The sequence below is a fragment of the Streptomyces sp. NPDC058872 genome (assembly GCF_042743065.1).
Taxonomy (GTDB): domain Bacteria; phylum Actinomycetota; class Actinomycetes; order Streptomycetales; family Streptomycetaceae; genus Streptomyces.
Genome location: NZ_JBHYMK010000027.1, coordinates 42,813 through 58,993 on the forward strand (window position 1 = coordinate 42,813; position 16,181 = coordinate 58,993).

15 protein-coding genes are annotated in these 16,181 nt (G+C 70.4%); 10 read left to right on the forward strand and 5 right to left on the reverse strand.

Translation table 11 applies throughout. The annotated features are described in order from the left end of the window. Positions 1-28: 28 nt before the first annotated feature. A complete protein-coding gene (locus ACFW22_RS18940) occupies positions 29-703 on the reverse strand; it encodes a response regulator transcription factor (RefSeq protein ID WP_386405608.1) in 675 nt (224 codons plus the stop codon). A gap of 171 nt (positions 704-874) precedes the next feature. On the opposite strand from ACFW22_RS18940, the gene ACFW22_RS18945 reads away from it, so the two are divergent. Continuing rightward, positions 875-1,516: a TetR family transcriptional regulator gene (locus ACFW22_RS18945; RefSeq protein WP_386405611.1), complete on the forward strand. Its 642-nt coding sequence runs from the start codon at positions 875-877 to the stop codon at positions 1,514-1,516. Here ACFW22_RS18945 and ACFW22_RS18950 read toward each other — a convergent pair. Beyond that, entirely contained in the window at positions 1,456-2,190 is a 735-nt protein-coding gene (locus ACFW22_RS18950; protein ID WP_386405614.1) for an SDR family NAD(P)-dependent oxidoreductase, read from the reverse strand. The two genes, ACFW22_RS18945 and ACFW22_RS18950, sit on opposite strands and share 61 nt — an antisense overlap. Positions 2,191-2,310: 120 nt before the next feature. Then, positions 2,311-2,970, reverse strand: a complete 660-nt coding sequence (locus ACFW22_RS18955) for a ScbR family autoregulator-binding transcription factor (RefSeq protein WP_386405617.1) — start codon at positions 2,968-2,970, stop codon at positions 2,311-2,313. A gap of 137 nt (positions 2,971-3,107) precedes the next feature. Here ACFW22_RS18955 and ACFW22_RS18960 point away from each other — a divergent pair, with 137 nt between their 5' ends. From ACFW22_RS18960 to ACFW22_RS18970, 3 genes are all read left to right on the forward strand, one after another. Beyond that, a complete protein-coding gene (locus tag ACFW22_RS18960) occupies positions 3,108-4,034 on the forward strand; it encodes a ScbA/BarX family gamma-butyrolactone biosynthesis protein (RefSeq protein ID WP_386405620.1) in 927 nt (308 codons plus the stop codon). A 240-nt stretch (positions 4,035-4,274) separates the two neighbouring features. Continuing rightward, a complete protein-coding gene (locus ACFW22_RS18965) occupies positions 4,275-5,252 on the forward strand; it encodes a zinc-binding alcohol dehydrogenase family protein (RefSeq protein ID WP_386405623.1) in 978 nt (325 codons plus the stop codon). Positions 5,253-5,510: 258 nt separating this feature from the next. Next, positions 5,511-5,702 carry a hypothetical protein gene (locus ACFW22_RS18970; protein ID WP_386405626.1) on the forward strand — a complete coding sequence of 64 codons (192 nt, stop codon included), beginning with the start codon at positions 5,511-5,513 and terminating at the stop codon, positions 5,700-5,702. Positions 5,703-5,789: 87 nt separating this feature from the next. On the opposite strand, the gene ACFW22_RS18975 is transcribed toward ACFW22_RS18970, so the two are convergent. Then, on the reverse strand, positions 5,790-7,118 hold the full coding sequence (locus ACFW22_RS18975) for an endonuclease domain-containing protein (protein ID WP_386405629.1): 1,329 nt from the start codon (positions 7,116-7,118) through the stop codon (positions 5,790-5,792). Positions 7,119-7,315: 197 nt separating this feature from the next. Here ACFW22_RS18975 and ACFW22_RS18980 point away from each other — a divergent pair, with 197 nt between their 5' ends. From ACFW22_RS18980 to ACFW22_RS18990, 3 genes are all read left to right on the forward strand, one after another. Further along, positions 7,316-8,020: a nitroreductase family protein gene (locus tag ACFW22_RS18980; protein WP_386405632.1), complete on the forward strand. Its 705-nt coding sequence runs from the start codon at positions 7,316-7,318 to the stop codon at positions 8,018-8,020. A gap of 424 nt (positions 8,021-8,444) precedes the next feature. Then, positions 8,445-9,419 carry an aldo/keto reductase gene (locus tag ACFW22_RS18985; RefSeq protein WP_386405635.1) on the forward strand — a complete coding sequence of 325 codons (975 nt, stop codon included), beginning with the start codon at positions 8,445-8,447 and terminating at the stop codon, positions 9,417-9,419. A 504-nt stretch (positions 9,420-9,923) separates the two neighbouring features. Further along, complete coding sequence (locus ACFW22_RS18990; protein WP_386405638.1) at positions 9,924-10,715, forward strand: hypothetical protein; 792 nt, start codon at positions 9,924-9,926, stop codon at positions 10,713-10,715. Positions 10,716-10,870: 155 nt separating this feature from the next. On the opposite strand, the gene ACFW22_RS18995 is transcribed toward ACFW22_RS18990, so the two are convergent. Then, positions 10,871-11,641 (reverse strand): glucose 1-dehydrogenase, encoded by a 771-nt coding sequence (locus ACFW22_RS18995; RefSeq protein ID WP_386405641.1) that lies wholly within the window; start codon positions 11,639-11,641, stop codon positions 10,871-10,873. Positions 11,642-12,394: 753 nt separating this feature from the next. On the opposite strand from ACFW22_RS18995, the gene ACFW22_RS19000 reads away from it, so the two are divergent. The 3 genes from ACFW22_RS19000 (at position 12,395) to ACFW22_RS19010 (ending at position 15,968) form a co-directional block, all read left to right on the forward strand. Further along, the gene (locus tag ACFW22_RS19000) at positions 12,395-13,642 is read left to right on the forward strand and encodes a cytochrome P450 (RefSeq protein ID WP_386405644.1); all 1,248 of its coding nucleotides are present in this window, start codon (positions 12,395-12,397) and stop codon (positions 13,640-13,642) included. Between the two features lie 439 nt (positions 13,643-14,081). Then, a complete protein-coding gene (locus ACFW22_RS19005) occupies positions 14,082-14,900 on the forward strand; it encodes an SDR family NAD(P)-dependent oxidoreductase (RefSeq protein ID WP_386405647.1) in 819 nt (272 codons plus the stop codon). Positions 14,901-15,131: 231 nt separating this feature from the next. Then, positions 15,132-15,968, forward strand: a complete 837-nt coding sequence (locus tag ACFW22_RS19010) for an NAD(P)H-binding protein (protein ID WP_386405650.1) — start codon at positions 15,132-15,134, stop codon at positions 15,966-15,968. Positions 15,969-16,181 lie beyond the last annotated feature (213 nt).

The following is a 16,181-nucleotide window of genomic DNA, read 5'->3' on the forward strand; positions in this document are numbered from 1 at the left end:
GGAGCCCTTCGGAAGGCCGCGTACCCCCTCACCCCCGCCCCATGCGGTAGCCCACGCCGCGCACGGTGACGATCCAGGAACTCGCACGGAGCTTGACCCGCAGGCTGCGGACATGGGTGTCGATGGTGCGGCTGGAGTCGGCCCAGCAGGTCTCCCAGACCCTGGCCATCAACTCCTTGCGGGAGACCGTCCCGTCGGCATTGGCGGCCAGCACGTGGAGCAGGTCGAACTCCTTGCCCGTGAGGCCGATTAACTCCCCTCTGAGTCTCACCTCTCGGGCCGGCACGTCGATGTGCAGCGCATCCAGCACGATCGTGCGGGGCGGGGCCTGGCGCAGCGAACTGCGGCGCAGCACCGCTTCGATGCGCGCCGCCATCTCCCGGGACCCGCACGAGAGGTCGACGCAGTCGTCGGCGCCGGCCTTGAGCGCCAGGATCCGGTCCATCTCGGCATCTCTGGGCGACACGGAGATGATCGGTTTGTCGCCGGACTCCCGAATCGTACGACACACCTCGATCCCGTCGATGTCCGGCAGGTCGAGATCTAACAGGACAAGGTCGGAGTTCTGATGTGCCCTCAGCGCCTTGGCCCCGGTGTCCACGCTACTCACGGAGTAGCCCTGTCTGCGCAGGTCATTCATCCTCGCTTCGGCTTCGGTGGCATCGTCCTCGACAACCAGCACGCGAATCACCGTCTGCGTCACTGCTCCCCCTCAAGTACCCCTCGGAGTAAGGACGTACAGCCCTGGTGCACGCCCCTAGAAACAGGTCAAATAATAGTTCTCTTTTTTTTGATGTGGAGAGTGCGCCGTCTAATGTGGCCAGACAGCTGTTATCGGCTGTGACGGAAGTGACGGCAGTGAAGGATCATGGTGATGCAGGACCGAGCCGCCCGGACACGACAGCTTGTGATGCGTGCCGCCGCCAGCGAGTTCGACAGCAGGGGCTACGCGGGATCGTCGTTGTCCCGCATCACGAGAGCCGCCGGCATATCCGTGGGAGCCCTCACCTTCCACTTCCCCAACAAGAAGGAACTGGCGGCCGCGGTGTGCACGCAAGGGCACGCGGCCACCGAGTCGACGGTGCGGCGGGTGACGGTGCGGCAGGAGCCTCCCCTGCAGTCGGTCGCCTCGCTCAGCGTGGCACTGATCACGCTGCTCGAGGAGGAGGTGACGGTGCGGGCCGCAGCCCGCCTCAGCCGTGAGATCCCCGGTTGTCAGCCGGAGTGGACGTCGGCCTGGATGCCGGTGGTCCAGGACTGGTTGCGTGCGCGGGCGGGGGCGCGGACGCCGGCCGAGGGTGCCGCGCTGACGTCCTTGGCCACGTTCCTGGTGGCCGGGGCGGAGAACGAGATCCGCCAGCGAGCCGCCTACCTGGACGCACCGGCAGGGCGGCCCGCTCAGCGAGTGGCGCACATCTGGGAGTTGATGCTACGTGGCCTGACCGGCGAGACCGGTCACACGGCGCCCACGCCACCGTCCACCGGCACCGCTCCCCCGGTGACGAACGAGGCCTGATCGCTCAGCAGCCACGCTGCGGCCCGCGCCACCTCCACCGGTTCGGCGAAGCGGCGCTGGATGGCGCGGGCCACCGCGGCCTGCTTCAGCTCGGGGATGTCACGGATGGCGGACTCCATGAGCTCGGTGCGGGTGGCTCCGACGACGAGGGCGTTGACCCGGATGCCGTGGCTCTCGTACTCCGCGGCCGCGACCCTGGACAGGCCCACGACCGCGTGCTTGGCCGCCACGTACGGAGCGATCGCGCCGGTGGCGAACCGGCCTGCGGTACTGGAGGTGTTGACCACCGCACCTCCGGAGGCCTGGGCGACCATCGCGGGCAGTTGGTGCTTGAGGCAGTTCCACACACCGCGCACGTTGACGTCCATGATGCGGTCGAAGACCGCGTCGTCGGTCTCGTGCAGGAGCGGCCCCACGGCGCCCCAGCCGGCATTGTTGAACGCGCCGTCCAGGGCCCCGAAAGCGGCCACCGTCCGGGCGACGGCGTCCTCCACCGCTCGACTGTCCGTCACATCGCCCGGTGCGGTCTCGGCCCGACCGTCCGCGGCCCGTATCTCCTCGGCGAGCTCCTCGAGCCGGTCCTTGCGGCGGGCCATCAGCATCACGGCCGCCCCCTCCGCCGCGAAGTGCCGCGCCGCGGCGGCGCCGATGCCACTGGATGCTCCCGTGATCATGACAACTCTGCCCTCGAGCAGACCCGTACCCTGTACCACTTCGTTCCCCCTTCATCCTCATGACCGGCGCGCGCCTCTCAGGCGCCGAGCTCTACCGGACCGTGCCGATCCGGCCAATCGTCAGGAGCCGGGCCGGACCGCGAGCGCGGTCTCGTCGGGGCATCCTCGCTCCCGTCCCAGCTCGATCCGCTTGACGGCGCTGGGCACCGCGACCGCGGACAGGAGACAGCGCCAGACGTTCTCGACCCGCTGGGGCAGATCCGCATGGCTGGTCTCGATGTGCGAGTGCATCTGGGCGCCGGTGCAGGCGTTCACGATCAGACCGGCCAGGGCTCCGACATCGGTCCCCGCCTTCAGCTCGCGCCTGGTCTGCGCCGTACGCAGGTCCTCCTGAATGAGCTCGGTCCATTGCTGGTGGGAGTTCTCCTCCGGCGAAGTGAAGTGCTCCTGTTCCCAGACCAGTCGAGCCCCGGCCCGCAGCACCGGACTCTCCAGCAGCTGGTAGGCCCAGGTCAAGGTCACGTCGACGGCATGTTGCAGTCCTTGCGAGGGGTGCGGCGGAACGACGAGTTCGGGCTGCATGGCGACGATGTCCCTGGCCAACTCCTCCTTGTTGCGGAAGTGGAAGTAGATCGCACCCAGCGTCACCTCGGCACGGTCGGCGATCTTCGTGACGCTGGCACCGGCGAATCCGTTCTCCGCGAAGACCTCCGCCGCGGCCCGGATCACCGCCGCCCTCGTCCGCTCCGCCCTCTCCTGCTTCGTAGCCCGTCCCACCATGCACCCACAATCCTGTCTCACTCTTCGATCTCGACTCTTCACCAAAAGAAGAATCTTCTTTATCTTATGCGAAGTTCGAGCAGAGTTCGCCATGCCAGGTCTCAACTCACCATGCTCACAAGGGAGATGCCGCAATGATGCCAAGCACCACAGGTACCGCGCCCCTGTCGACCGTGATCGACGTCGGAACCCTCGTTCGCAAGGCAAGCCCGGACGAAGCCCTGGTCACCGCCTGGACGAGGCTCTCCGAGACCACGCAGCAGATCGCCGTGCGCTGGCCCGGAGACCACGCCTTCTACGTTGAAGGCGACCGGTACAGACCCCTCCTGTTCATCGAGAGCCTTCGACAGGCGCTCGCCCTGCTCACCCACGAGGTGCACGAGATACCCCTGGGACACCGGCTCGGCTGGGAGCAGTTAGGCTTCCACGTCGATCCGGCAGCCCTGGCCACCGGCTACGCCCCGGAGTCCGAGGCGGTGACCCTTCTGGTGACCCATCCCTCCGTCAGACGCCGCCGGATGGGCTCGGTCCACCTGACCTCGCACATCGAGGCCTTTCGCCTCGGCACCCGCATCGGCCGCGCCGAGGTGCGCTACACCACCCACCCGCCCTTGCTGTACGACCGGTTGCGCGGCCCCTACGCCAACGCGGCCGAGGCCTTCTTGAGAGCCGTCCCTCCCGCTCCCCCGGTGGCCGCGCACCGAGTCGGCCGCAGCAACGGGCGAGACGTGGTGCTGTCGCCCACCGACATTCCGCTGACGTGGCAGTTGAGGGCGGACACCGAGCACAAGGTGCTCTTCGACCACCCGCACGACCACGTGCCGGGCATGGTGCTGCTCGAGGCCGCGGCCCAGGGCGCGCAAGCCGCACTGTCCGAGCCCGTCGACGCGATCGCCTGTGACACCGAGTTCATCCGGTACGTCGAGTTGGACCGCCCGTGCCTGGTGACCGCCGAGCCCGGCACCGCAGATCGAACAGGACGGCGACCGGTGCGGGTGCACGCCTCCCAGGACGGCAAGACGGTGGTCACCACCACCGTGACCACGTTGCCCCGACCCGCCTGACCCTGCAGACGGCCCCGCCACCCGGGCGCGGGGATGCCACGACCGTGGGATCCCCGCGCCCGTACAGGTGACCTGACGTCAGGGACCGGAACCGGAACCCCCTCCAGCACCCCTGCGCGACGCGCCGGAACCCCGTGGACACGTTCACGGAGCCACGGTGCCGTCCCGCCCGGCGGCTCATCGCCGTGATCCGAAGCAACCGCGCCCCGAAGACAGGGCCGACAGACAGGCTGCCCGCTCATGCTCGCCATACGGTTCGACCGCTTCGGCGGCCCCGAAGTCCTCACGCCCGTCGATGTTCCCGCCCCCGTGGCGGGGCCCGGTGAAACCCTCATCACGGTCGAAGCCGCTGGCGTCAACCTCGCCGACACCTTCCAGACCGACGGCTCCTACCTCAGCGCCTCCCAGCTGCCCCACATCCCCGGTGGCGAGGTCGTCGGCCGCACCGAAGACGGCCGCCGGGTCCTCGCCAAGGTCACCCACGGATACGCCGAGCAGGTCCTCTGCGCGGAATCCGCCCTCATCCCGATCCCTGACGACATCCCGGCCCCCCAGGCACTGGCCCTGCTGACACAGGGCCTCACCGCCTGGCACCTGCTGCGGTCGGCCGCCCGCCTCCAGCCCGGCGAGAGCGTGGTCGTCCACTCCGCCGCAGGCGGCGTGGGAAGCCTCGCGGTCCAGCTGGCCAAGGAGTTCGGAGCGGGGCGCGTCCTGGCGCAGGCGTCAAGCCCCGACAAGGAACGGCTCGCCCTCGCGCTGGGCGCCGACGGCATAGCCGAGCACCCCCTGTCCCCGGGGGCCGACATCATCCTTGACGCAGCAGGTGGCGCTCTGTTCGACCAGGCCCTGGAATCCCTCGCCGACTTCGGCCGGATCGTCACCTACGGCAACGCCTCCCGCACCCCCCACACCCCGCTCGACCCCGCCCGCCTCAGCCGCCTCAATGCCGCCGTCGTCGGCTTCTGGCTGCGCCCCGCGCTCGCACGCCCCGGAGCCCTGCACGGCCCGCTGAAACAGCTCCTCGACCTCACGCTCCAAGGACGGTTGCGCCCCGTCACGGGGATCGAGTACGCGCTCACGGACGCCCAGCAGGCCCACACCGACCTGCGCGAACGCCGTACCACCGGCAAGATCGTGCTCCGTCCCCAGCGGAACGGGCCAACCGATCCCGGTCCCGGGGCGGGCCGTCTCCTCGCCCGCCCCGTCGGCAACGGCTGACGTCGTGCCGGTGTTCGTCGCGACGGTGGGGGCCACCCTCTACTTGGTTCCCGGGCGGCTGATCCTCGCCCTTCTCTCCTGAGAGCGGGGGCGGCGGGCGCGGGGCCGCCGCGTTTCTTGCCGGCCCCGTTCTGCTGGTGGTTGTCCCGGCAGATCCGCCGTGCGGCCCGGTCCGCCGGCGCCGCGCCACGGGCCGCCGTGCGGACTGGGGGGAACGCAGGTGGTGACCTACGGCGTCGTCGGGCTGTTGTGCAGGGCATGAAGCCCCTCGTGCGTGCCTTCGCTGCCCTTGCGCTCTCGGGCGCCGTCCTGTCGCCGGCTGGACCCGCCCGTGCCGACGCCCTCTCCGGCCTCGACGATCAGGAGTCGTCCGTTTCGGGCCGCTCGGTCGTTTCCTTCCTCCCCGGTGTCGTGGACGAGACGTGGATCGTCTCCTTCGAAGGGAAGTAGAGGAGTTCCGCGTCGAGCGCCTCCACGCCCTCGCGGGCGGGGACGATGTCCGGGGAGGGTGGGGTGGCCGGCCCGAGCGATGCCTTCTCAAAACAGGGACAGGCCTTCGCCGCTGGTGTCGACGATGACCGGTCGGGCCTGGGCGGGGAGGCCGTCCAGGCGGTCCGGGCCGGCCGCGGCGGCCACGGCGGGGGCCGTGTCGGCCAGCCAGTTGCGAAACCGTTCGGTGGCTTCGCGGTAGGGCACTCGCGCCAGGACACGGTGCTCGCCGGAGGGGCAGAAGTCGACGGTGATGGTGAGCAGGCAGGAACGGGGCGTGTTCTGGCTGCCCGTCCAGGACACGCGCAGGAGCCCGCAGGGCTTGCGCCCGCGGGGGGCTTGGTGGGTCGGGCGCAGCGATCGGCAGGCTATGTGGGCGGTCCATGCGGCGAGGTGGGGCAGGGGCAGGGTGGTGCGTGCACGGCAGCCGGGGCAACGGTGCCAGTGGCGGAGCCATGCCTCGGTGTGGGTGTGGAAGAGGCGTGTGTAGCGGTTCGCCACGCGGATGTCGTTGGCGTACAGGTGGTCGGGGCGTTCTTGGGTGTTGCAGGACTGGCACAGGGGGGCGCGGACGTAGCCGTGTTCGTGGCAGTGGTCAAGGACGGTGGCGGGCGCGGTGCGGCAGACGGCGCACGCCCAGCCGGCCACCCTGCGGGAGGTGCCGGGCTTCCTGCTGAGCACCGAGTACAGCTGGCCTTCCAGCTCTGCACCGTAGGGGCGCGGTGCGGTGGTGTCCTGGGGGTTCGTGGTCTGCCGGCGGTCGGGGGTGCGGGCCGGTCGGGGGTGCGGGGGCGGCTCGGGGGCGGTGGTGCTCCTCTGGTGGGGCCGTGTGGCTCGCGTCCACTGCGTTTCGGCGTGCTCGGCCGCGTCGAGGAGCTTGACCACGGCGCGCGGCAGCCACCACGTCCGTCGTGTTGTGGTGCGGGTCTGCTCCACGAGCGTGCGTCGCCAGTCGATCCCCGCCAGGGGGTGCGGTCGGCCGGCCGGCTGCTCGGGGGCGCGGTGCCGTTGTAGTTCGGCCATGATGCGTTGGCGCCAGCGCAGCGGTGTTTCCTCGGTGAAGGGCTGCTGGGGTGACTTGCCAAACGGGCCGATGCGAACCAGGTCCTGTGGGTTCATTGCGACAGCGTTCAGTTGGGCAGCCGCTCGGCGCACCTCGGCCTCGGGAACGTGCCACTGGCCGTCGTTGGTCCTGGTCGTCGTCACCACAGCCGCGCCGAGCAGGACGTATCCCTTGCAGGGGCGGGCGGGAGGGGAGGTGAGCGCCATAGGAGCCGCGGGCACGGTGCTGTCGGCCGTCAGGTCGGCCCACAGGACGTTTGCGGCGTCCAGGGTGATCAGGCCGTCCGCGCTGCTGGGCATGGCACGCTCTGACATGGGGACAAGGCTAAGGGGTGTGTCGTGGTCTGCGGTGGGCCGGCGTGGGGCGTCGGGTGTGCGGGGCAGCCCTTCATAGGAACCAACGCCGCCGGCGCCTCGACGACCACGGCGCGGGTGCCCACGGGGCCGCGGGTGTCGTTTCCGGTGCGTCCCCGCCCTTGGAACCGGGGGCCGGGGACACCAGACTCTCCCCCATGACAGCCACCACCGAAGAGCGCTGGGAGCCCACCCACGGCGCCCCGTACCATCCGGTCCCCTACCGTCCTGAGCGCATGGAGCCGGCGGAGTCCCTCCGTCGCTCGGCAGAGTTGCGCGACCAGATGGGGCAGCGGCGCACGGTGCGCCGGTTCTCCTGCGACCCGGTGCCGGAGCAGGTCGTGCGGGACGCCATCGCCTGCGCGGCCACGGCGCCGTCCGGTGCCCACCAGCAGCCCTGGACCTTCGTCATGGTCCGGGACCCGGAGATCCGCAGGCGCATCCGTGAGGAGGCCGAGCGCGAGGAGCAGCTCTCCTACGACGGCAGGCTCGGCGAGGAATGGCTTGCCGCCCTGCGTCCGCTGGGTACGGATGCGGTGAAGACGCATCTGACGGACGCCCCGGCGCTGATCGTGGTCTTCCAGCAGCGGTACTGGCTGGGTGAGGACGGTGCCAAGCGGAAGCACTACTACGTGGACGAGTCCGTGGGCATCGCGGTCGGCATGCTGTTGTCCGCCCTGCACCTGTCGGGCTTGGCCGCGCTGGTGCACACGCCGAGCCCGATGCGTTTCCTCTCCCAGGTGTTGGGGCGGCCCGAGAACGAGAAGGCCTTCGCGGTGATCCCGGTCGGCTATCCGGCGGAGGACTGTCAGGTGCCGGACTTGAAGCGGAAGGCGCTGGACCAGGTGATGGTGGAGGTCTGACCGGCTCGTGCGGTGACCGCCGGTCCGGGCCCGCGGGCCCCTCGTCCTCGGTCGGGGATCGAGGGCGGGGGGCGTCCGTGGGGCACATCGGTTCCCGGGTGCCGTGAGGGCCGCTGCCCCGGGCACGGGCGAGGAAGGTGACGGTCTGTTCGAGGCCGTCACGGCTTTTCGTCGCCCGCTTGCCGGTTCTGGTGCCGGTTCTGGTGCCGGTGCGCCACGGTGCGTCCGCGCCCGCCGCCAGGTCAATCGGGGTGCGGCACCGATGACCGGACCGGGCGGCTTTGCCGCTGCTCCCCCGCAGAGCACCGCTGCGGCCACACGACGCCCCGAGGGGCCGTCTTCACGTGGCTAGGGTGGTTCCGATGCGATCGGAACGATCATGAGTGGGTGTTGCGGCGTGGTGCGAAACAGTGGTGAGCAATTGATGAGCGCACGGACCAGGCTCTTCCGGCCGACCGGACGGCGGCTGGGAGCGGTGGGCCTGGGCTGTGCCGGGTTGAGTCCGTGGATGTATACCCGTCCGCACGGCGACGACCAGGCGTGGGCCTCGCTGTTACACGAGGCCGTCGACCTCGGCATCACGCTCCTGGACACCGCCGGCGTGTACGGGGAGGGGCACAACGAGACGCTGCTCGGGCAGGCCATCGCCCCTCGTCGTCACGAGGTGTTCCTCGCCACCAAGGTCGGTCTGGTCGTGGACGACCTCGCCACCATGGCGCTGCACCGTGACGGCAGACCGGCGCACCTGCGCAACGCGGTGGAGGCGAGCCTGCGCCGGCTGCGCACCGACAGCGTGGATCTGTGCTACTTGCACCGCGTCGATCCGGCCGTCCCCCTGGAGGACAGTTGGGGTGCCCTCGCCGCGATGGTGGCGGAGGGCAAGATCGGGCATCTCGGCCTTTCGGAGGTCCGGGTCCAAGAGGCCGAGCAGGCGCATCGGATCCATCCCGTCGCCGCCGTCCAGTCCGAACTCTCCTTGTGGTCGCGGCAGTCGCTGGGCGCGCAGGCGCACGAGGAGGACGTCGTCGGCTGGTGCGCCCGCAACGACGCCCTGTTCGTTCCCTTCTCTCCCTTGGGGCGCGGGTTCCTCACCGGCACCATCACCCCGGACACCTCCTTCTCCTCCGACGACCTGCGCGCCCGCCATCCCCGCTTCACTTCTCCGGCGCGCGCCGCGAACCAGCGGATCCTCGCTCCCCTGCGGGCGGTGGCGGAGCGCCACGACGCCACTTTGGCGCAGGTGGCACTCGCCTGGACGCTCGCTCAGGGCGAGCACGTCATCCCCATTCCCGGCACCACCCGCCTGTCGTACCTACGGGCCAATGTCCAAGCGGCGCACCTGGAGCTGACCGCCCGGGACCTCGCCGAGCTCGACGGTGCGCCGCCGGCGTTCGGGTGACGGGCTGTTCGAAGCCCCCTTCCGCGTCCCTCGCCCCGTAGCGGACGGTCTTCGGGGCGAGGAAGCACGGGCCCGGGCGGTTGTGCTTCCTCGCCGCGTTCGCCGTTGTGGGTGGCCTGGATCTCCCCACCGGTCGTCGGGTCCGTGGGGAGTCTGATGCGGCAGCCCTGCGCGGCCAGACCGGTGACGTTCCGGCGGCGCCTGGTGGGAACCGGGCGCCCTCTGCCCTAGCGTCCCGAGCGGGCCGGGACGCAGGACGGTGGGTGCCGGGCGATGAAGGGACACCTGATGGGACGTCGGTTGCTGACGCGCGGCCTGTTGTCCGCCGTCGTCGGGCTGAACCTCCTCGTGCTGGCCGCGTGCGGCGTTGAGAGAGCCACCGTCGTGTCGTCCCCCGGGGAAAGCCGGTACCGGGCACCGCGTGAGTTCAGCGGCATCGCTTGGCTCGCCACTGAGCGCGGGTTCGTCGGTCCCGGGCGCCGGGCAACGTCACGGGAGGTCTTCTTGGTCTGTCACGATGCACGGGACAACGACGCGGAACGCGAGCTGCCGCGCCTTGCGATCGTGCGGACGCCCGTCGACACCGACGGGATCGCCGTCGAGGAGCTTCGGGTGGACTTCCCCGACGTGCCGAACGACCTGGAAAGCATCGCCCGGCTTCCCGGCCGGAACGCGGCCCTGCTGGTCGAAAGCGGCGCCGATGGGAGCGACCCCGATCCCACGATCTATCTGGCGCGGTGGGACAAGGACTTCGACGTGGAGGTCGTGGGCTCGGCTCCGTGGCCGAAGACGCCCGAGCCGCTCACCAACGTCGAGGCGACGGCCGTCGCAACGGTCGGGGGACGGGACTACTTCGTGTATGCCGAGCGGGCGCAGGGAAGCGACACCACCCGCATCCACATGACGCGTTTGACGGTGGGCAGGAGCGGTGCGCTCGCCTTCGGCAGGAAGTGGACGTCGGTGCCGTTCACCGCTCCCGAGCCGCCGGGGGCGCGTCCTGCTTCGGGTCTCGACATCGATGCGAAGGGACAGGTGTACGTCTCGTCCGCGTACGACCCCGGTGACCTCGGTCCCTTCGACAGCGCCGTCTACCGCGCGGCCACGGTCGAGCGGGGTGGGCCCCTGGGCGCGGAACTGGTTGCGGTCGAGCCGCCGCAGATGCTCGCCCGGAGCTCGGGGCTCAAGGTCGAAGGCGTGGCGTTGGTCTCGGGTTCCTTTCCGCTCTTCATCAGCGACGACGACGAAGACTACGGTGGCCTGCTGCGGCAGCTGCGGGTGACGCGGACGGGCGGCTGACCCGGGGGCGAGCGGCCGTGGGGTGCGGGGTGGAGGCGGCGGTCTTGCGTGCTCAGGTGCCGACCGGTGTGGTGCGGGAAGAGCCGGGTGGCCCGGGGCGCGTGTGGTGCGGGCCGTTCACGCCGTCCTGGCCGGGGTGGGGACGTCCGCGTGGCTCAGCGCGTGGTCCAGCCGCCGTCGACGGAGAGGGTGGTGCCGACGACGAAGGAGGCACGGTCGCTGCAGAGCCATGCGGCGGCTTCGGCGATCTCGTCGGGTTCCGCGATGCGTGGGACGAGGGCGGACTGCAGGAGGTGCTGCTCCATGTCGGGGTTGTCGCGGAGCCAGGTGTCGACCATCTCGCTGCGGGTGGATCCCGGGGCGAGGGCGTTGACCCGGATGCCCTGGGCGGCGTATTCGGTGGCGGCGGCCTTGGTCAGGCCCAGGACCGCGTGCTTGGAGGCGATGTAGGCGGCGGTGACCGGTGTGGCGACGAGGCCGGCGGTGCTGCTGTTGTTGACGATGGTGCCGCCTCGGGGAAGCATCGCGCGGATCTCGTGGCGCATGCAGTTCCACACGCCCCTGACGTTGGTGTCCATGACGGTGTCGTAGACCTCTTCGTCGAGCAGGTGCAGCGGTTTGGGTTCGGCTCCGACGCCTGCGTTGTTGAAGGCGACGTCGAGGCGGCCGTAGGCGGCCACTGCGGCCGAGACGGCGCGCGCGACCTCCTCGCTGCGGGTGACGTCCGCCACCACGTACTGCGCCTGATGTCCTTCTGCGCGCAACTGGCTTGTAATGTCGGCGAGTTGAGATTCGCGACGGGCAACGAGCGTGATGGCGGCGCCCTCTCGGCAAAAGACCCGGGCTGCCGCGGCACCGATACCGGCACTGGCACCGGTTATGAGGGCTGATTTCCCGACAAGTAAGGGGTTGCTCGCTGTCGTCACGGCGTGACCGTAACACAAGGTGATAGGGGGTCGAAGTGACTGTCCGGGGGCAGTTGTGACGATAAGTCGGTCTGCCGGCGGCAGGAGGGGAACCAGGTCACGGGGTGGGTGACGGACGGGGCCGGGGCCGGCTTGACCGGGTCGTCCGTGGGCAGGGTTCGACGGAGTCGACGTGCCGGCCGTCCGGCGCCACGGCGCGGGAGGTGGTGGCCGACGCGCCGGAGGAAGGTCTGGTGCCGCCCGGCACCGACAGGGAAGCCTACGGGTGTGCGGGGCGAGATGCGGGGAGGCCGTGGTGGTGTGGTGCGCCGGCGGGCGGACGCGGGGGCCGTGCCACCGGGGTTTGGGGCTCGGCGCATCAGCGGATCGGGGATCGCCGCCTACGGCTCGTGGGAGGGCAAGAGGTGCGGGGCCTCGACGGGCGATCCGTGGGGTCGGCTTCCGGTCGGGGCGCCGGGCGCCGGGACGCGCACCGTCCCGAAGGGACCTTCGCTTCCTTTCGTTTTTGCCGATCTGTCGGGGCATTAGCATCTCCCGGATGGCGTCGGGGGCTAAGGTCGCCTCCCGTGAAAAGGGGGATGACCACACGCCGTTGACGGACGGCAGGTGCTGGTGCCGCGCCCGGGCCGTCGCTGGTGAGACCAGATCGGACGGGCGGTTTCCACCCGTGCGTGGGAGCCCGCTGCCCAAGCCCTCCTCCTTGCTTGCCCGACGTGCCTTGTCGCAGACCTCGCCCAGACCATGGAGATCCCGATGACACGCCAGTGTCCGTTCACCATCGATCCCACCGGCACGAACATTCATGCCGAAGCAGCACATCTGCTCAAGAAGGGTCCGGCGACCCGGGTGGTACTGCCCGGCGGAGTGACGGGCTGGGTGGTCAGTGGAGCGGAGACCATACGCAGCCTGCTGGTAGATCCCCGGGTGTCGAAGGACGCGTACCGGCACTGGCCGGCGTGGGCCAATGGCGAGGTGGGCGCCGAGTGGCCGCTGGCCATATGGGTCTCGGTACAGAACATGATCACCGCTTACGGGGCGGAGCACACGCGGTTGCGCAGGCCGGTGGCCGCCGCGTTCGGCTCACGTCGGGTCGCCGGGATGCGGCCGAGGATCGAGCAGGTGACCGAGACCCTGCTGGAGCAGCTCGCCAAGACGGCCGGGGAGGCGCCGGTCGACCTGCGGGCACGGTTCGCGCACGAACTGCCCACCCGCATCGTCTTCGACGTCTTCGGGATACCGGAGCATTCCTGGGCCCCCCTGCACAAGGTCATCAAGGGGTTCTTCGACACGGCGATCACCGCCCAGGACGCCCGGGCCAACGCCGAACTCCTCTACTCGACCATGGCGGATCTGCTCGCCTTTCGAAGACGAACCCCCGGTGACGACCTGACCACCGCGCTCATCGCGGCGCGGGACGAGACCGGGACGGAGCGCGGCGGGGCCGGGGCGGGGCTGAGCGAGAAGGAACTGATCGACAATCTGATCCTACTGTTCACCGCCGGGTACGAGACCTCGGTCAATCTGATCTGCACCTGTGTGATGGAACTGCTTCGCCACCCGGAGCAGTTGCGTCTGATCCGGGAGGGGCTTGCTTCGTGGGAGGACGCGGTCGAGGAGGCGCTGCGGCTGGAGCCGCCCGCCGCCTATGCGGTGATGCGGTTCGCGGTGGAGGACATCGAGGTCGGTGAGGTGGTGATTCCCCGGGGCGATCCGATCGTGGTGTCGTTCGCCTCGGCAGGACGCGACCCGAAGGTCCACGGGCCTGCCGCCGACCGGTTCGACGTCACTCGGGCCACCCGCGGCGAGCACCTGTCCTTCGGCTTCGGAACGCACTACTGCCTGGGGGCGACCCTGGCCCGGCTGGAGGCCGTGGTGGGGGTGCAGCGGCTCTTCGAGAGGTTCCCGGGGATGGAGTTGGCCGCGGAGCCGGCGAGCCTGCGGCGGGTGGAGTCGTTCATCTCCAACGGGCTGCAGGAACTCCCGGTGCGGCTGGGGCTGTGAGCGGCCGGCGCGTTCACCGGTCCCGGGGCCCCGTGGCCGGCGCGAAGGGCTGGTGACGCGGGCCCCGGGTGCGTGCGGAGCGCTCCGCACGCACCCGGGGTCCTTCGACGGGTCGGGGACGCGTGCCCTGGCGGTCGGCACGGCCGCCCGACCGTTTCGGGGCGCGGTGCGCCGGTGCGGGAACGGGCCCGTGGGGTGCGCGGGGGCTTCGACGGTCTCGGCCGGGCTGCCGCCCTCGGGGCGGCGTCGGTGCACGAAGACGGGCGGGCCGATCGACGGCGAACGGCCCGCCGATCGCGCTACGGACGGTCCGCTGCGCGACGACCGTACGGAGTGGGAAATTCCGGGACGGGTGCACCAACGGTTTTCCAGTGGGCTCCCAGCGGGGTCGGACACGCTCCGAGGGGTTGACGTGCGGCAGGCAGGAGGGCCTTTCGAGATGACAGCACAGCCGACGAAGGCAGCAGCGCGCAGGGCTCCCGAGCGACCGGTGGCTTTGATCACCGGCGCCACGCGGGGCATCGGTCTGGCCGTCGCCCGCGACCTGGGGGCGCGCGGCCATCGGGTGTTCCTCTGTGCGCGCACCGGGGCTGCGGTGACGCGGACGGTCGCGAAGCTGCGCGCCGAGGGGCTGACGGTCGACGGCATGGTCGCCGACGTGCGCAAGCGTGCGGACGTCGCCGCGCTGGTCGCCTCGGCCGTGGCGAGCTACGGTGCGCCGGTCAGCATCCTGGTGAACAATGCGGGGCGCAGCGGCGGCGGGGCGACCGCGAGCATCACCGATGAGCTATGGCACGAGGTCATCGACACCAATCTCAACGGCGTGTTCATGTTGACGCGCGAGGTGCTCAACGCCGGGGGGCTTTCGGAGGCCTCGTGGGGGCGGATCGTGAACATCGCTTCCACCGCGGGCAAGCAGGGGGTGTTACTGGGCGCGCCGTACTCGGCCTCGAAGCACGCCGTGGTCGGCTTCACCAAGGCCCTGGGCAAGGAACTCGCTCCCACGGGCGTCACGGTCAACGCGGTCTGTCCCGGTTATGTGGAGACGCCGATGGCCGCACGGGTGCGCAGTGGGTACGCGGCGGCGTGGGGCACCACGGAGGAGTACGTCCAGGGACAGTTCGAGGCGCAGATCCCGCTCGGCCGGTACTCCACCGCGGAGGAGGTCGCCGGCTTCGTCGGTTACCTCACCACCGATCTCGCTTCGTCGGTCACCGCGCAGGCACTGAACGTGTGCGGCGGCCTGGGGAACTTCTGACGGGTCGGATCCGCGGTCCTGCCGGCCGTGCCGTGCCCGGGGTGTCGGGGGTCCGGGCAGGCGGTGCGGCCACGGGCGCCGGCCGGGGCGGAGGGGCCGGTGTCGCCCGGGGTCCGGTGGCGTACCGCGGTGCGCCGTTCGAGCGGATGAGCGACCTTTAGTGGACGCACGCGTATGCAAGTGAGCTTTGCAGCTATGGCTCGTCTCGCCGAAATGGCATTGACTGTACTCATGACGCAGAACACGCAGACCACGCAGAACGACCAGATCACCCTCGTCATCGGAGGCACCGGCAAGACCGGCCGCAGAGTCGTCGAGCGGCTCACCTCCCTGGGTCGTCCGGTGCGCGTCGGATCGCGCAGCGCCGAACCCGGCTTCGACTGGCAGGACCCCGAGACCTGGGAGGCGGCGCTGGAAGGGGTGGACCGGGTGTACATCACCTACTACCCCGACCTGGCCTTCCCCGGGGCCACGGAGCAGGTCGACGCCTTCTCGCGTTTAGCTGTGGCCCGCGGAGCGCGCCGGCTGGTGCTGCTCTCCGGTCGCGGCGAGGAGGCCGCTCAGGCCGGGGAGGAGTGCGTGAAGAAGGCCGGTGCCGAGTGGACGATCGTCCGCTCCAGCTGGTTCAACCAGAACTTCAGCGAGAGCTTCTTCCTGGAGCCCGTGCTGGCCGGTGAGATCGCGCTGCCGACCGGGGACGCGGTGGAGGCCTTCGTCGACACCGACGACATCGCCGACGTGGTGGTCGCCGCGCTCACCGACGACCGGCACATCGGCAAGACCTATGAGCTGTCCGGTCCTCGCCTGCTCAGCTTCTCCGACGTGGCCGTCGAGCTGTCCAAGGCCACCGGCCGTGAGATCTCCTACGTCTCGGTCACCCATGAGCAGTACCGGGCGGTGCTTCGGGAGAACGGTCTTCCCGAGGACTTCGCCGACCTGTTCGCGATGATCCTGGACGGGCGCAACGCCCATCTGGTCCACGGAGTGGAAGAAGCCCTGGGTCGCAAGCCCAAGGACTTCGCCGACTTCGCCCGTGAGGCGGCTGCCAGCGGCGTCTGGGACGCGTGAGGGCCGCATCGCCCCAGGGGCCCGGGGCGGTGCTTCGGCGCCGCCCCGGTCGTCCCGGTACACAGCGCGCACACCACCCGCACTCCAGTGGTGTGCGGTAGGACGGAGTCGAAGCGGTACGGGCGGGCCCCGCGGGGTGCGTGCGTGCCGTCGGAGTGGAACCGCACGGGGCACCACCGCGCCGTACGTGCTCAGCAGCGTTGATCGCACGTC

What these genes read in the sequence shown, in the direction of transcription:
- ACFW22_RS18945 (WP_386405611.1), top strand. Translation starts at nt 875, where the DNA reads ATGCAGGACCGAGCCGCCCGGACACGACAGCTTGTGATGCGTGCCGCC.
- ACFW22_RS18950 (WP_386405614.1), bottom strand. Translation starts at nt 2,190, where the DNA reads ATGATCACGGGAGCATCCAGTGGCATCGGCGCCGCCGCGGCGCGGCAC.
- ACFW22_RS18955 (WP_386405617.1), bottom strand. Translation starts at nt 2,970, where the DNA reads ATGGTGGGACGGGCTACGAAGCAGGAGAGGGCGGAGCGGACGAGGGCG.
- ACFW22_RS18960 (WP_386405620.1), top strand. Translation starts at nt 3,108, where the DNA reads ATGCCAAGCACCACAGGTACCGCGCCCCTGTCGACCGTGATCGACGTC.
- ACFW22_RS18965 (WP_386405623.1), top strand. Translation starts at nt 4,275, where the DNA reads ATGCTCGCCATACGGTTCGACCGCTTCGGCGGCCCCGAAGTCCTCACG.
- ACFW22_RS18970 (WP_386405626.1), top strand. Translation starts at nt 5,511, where the DNA reads ATGAAGCCCCTCGTGCGTGCCTTCGCTGCCCTTGCGCTCTCGGGCGCC.
- ACFW22_RS18975 (WP_386405629.1), bottom strand. Translation starts at nt 7,118, where the DNA reads ATGTCAGAGCGTGCCATGCCCAGCAGCGCGGACGGCCTGATCACCCTG.
- ACFW22_RS18980 (WP_386405632.1), top strand. Translation starts at nt 7,316, where the DNA reads ATGACAGCCACCACCGAAGAGCGCTGGGAGCCCACCCACGGCGCCCCG.
- ACFW22_RS18985 (WP_386405635.1), top strand. Translation starts at nt 8,445, where the DNA reads ATGAGCGCACGGACCAGGCTCTTCCGGCCGACCGGACGGCGGCTGGGA.
- ACFW22_RS19000 (WP_386405644.1), top strand. Translation starts at nt 12,395, where the DNA reads ATGACACGCCAGTGTCCGTTCACCATCGATCCCACCGGCACGAACATT.
- ACFW22_RS19005 (WP_386405647.1), top strand. Translation starts at nt 14,082, where the DNA reads ATGACAGCACAGCCGACGAAGGCAGCAGCGCGCAGGGCTCCCGAGCGA.
- ACFW22_RS19010 (WP_386405650.1), top strand. Translation starts at nt 15,132, where the DNA reads ATGACGCAGAACACGCAGACCACGCAGAACGACCAGATCACCCTCGTC.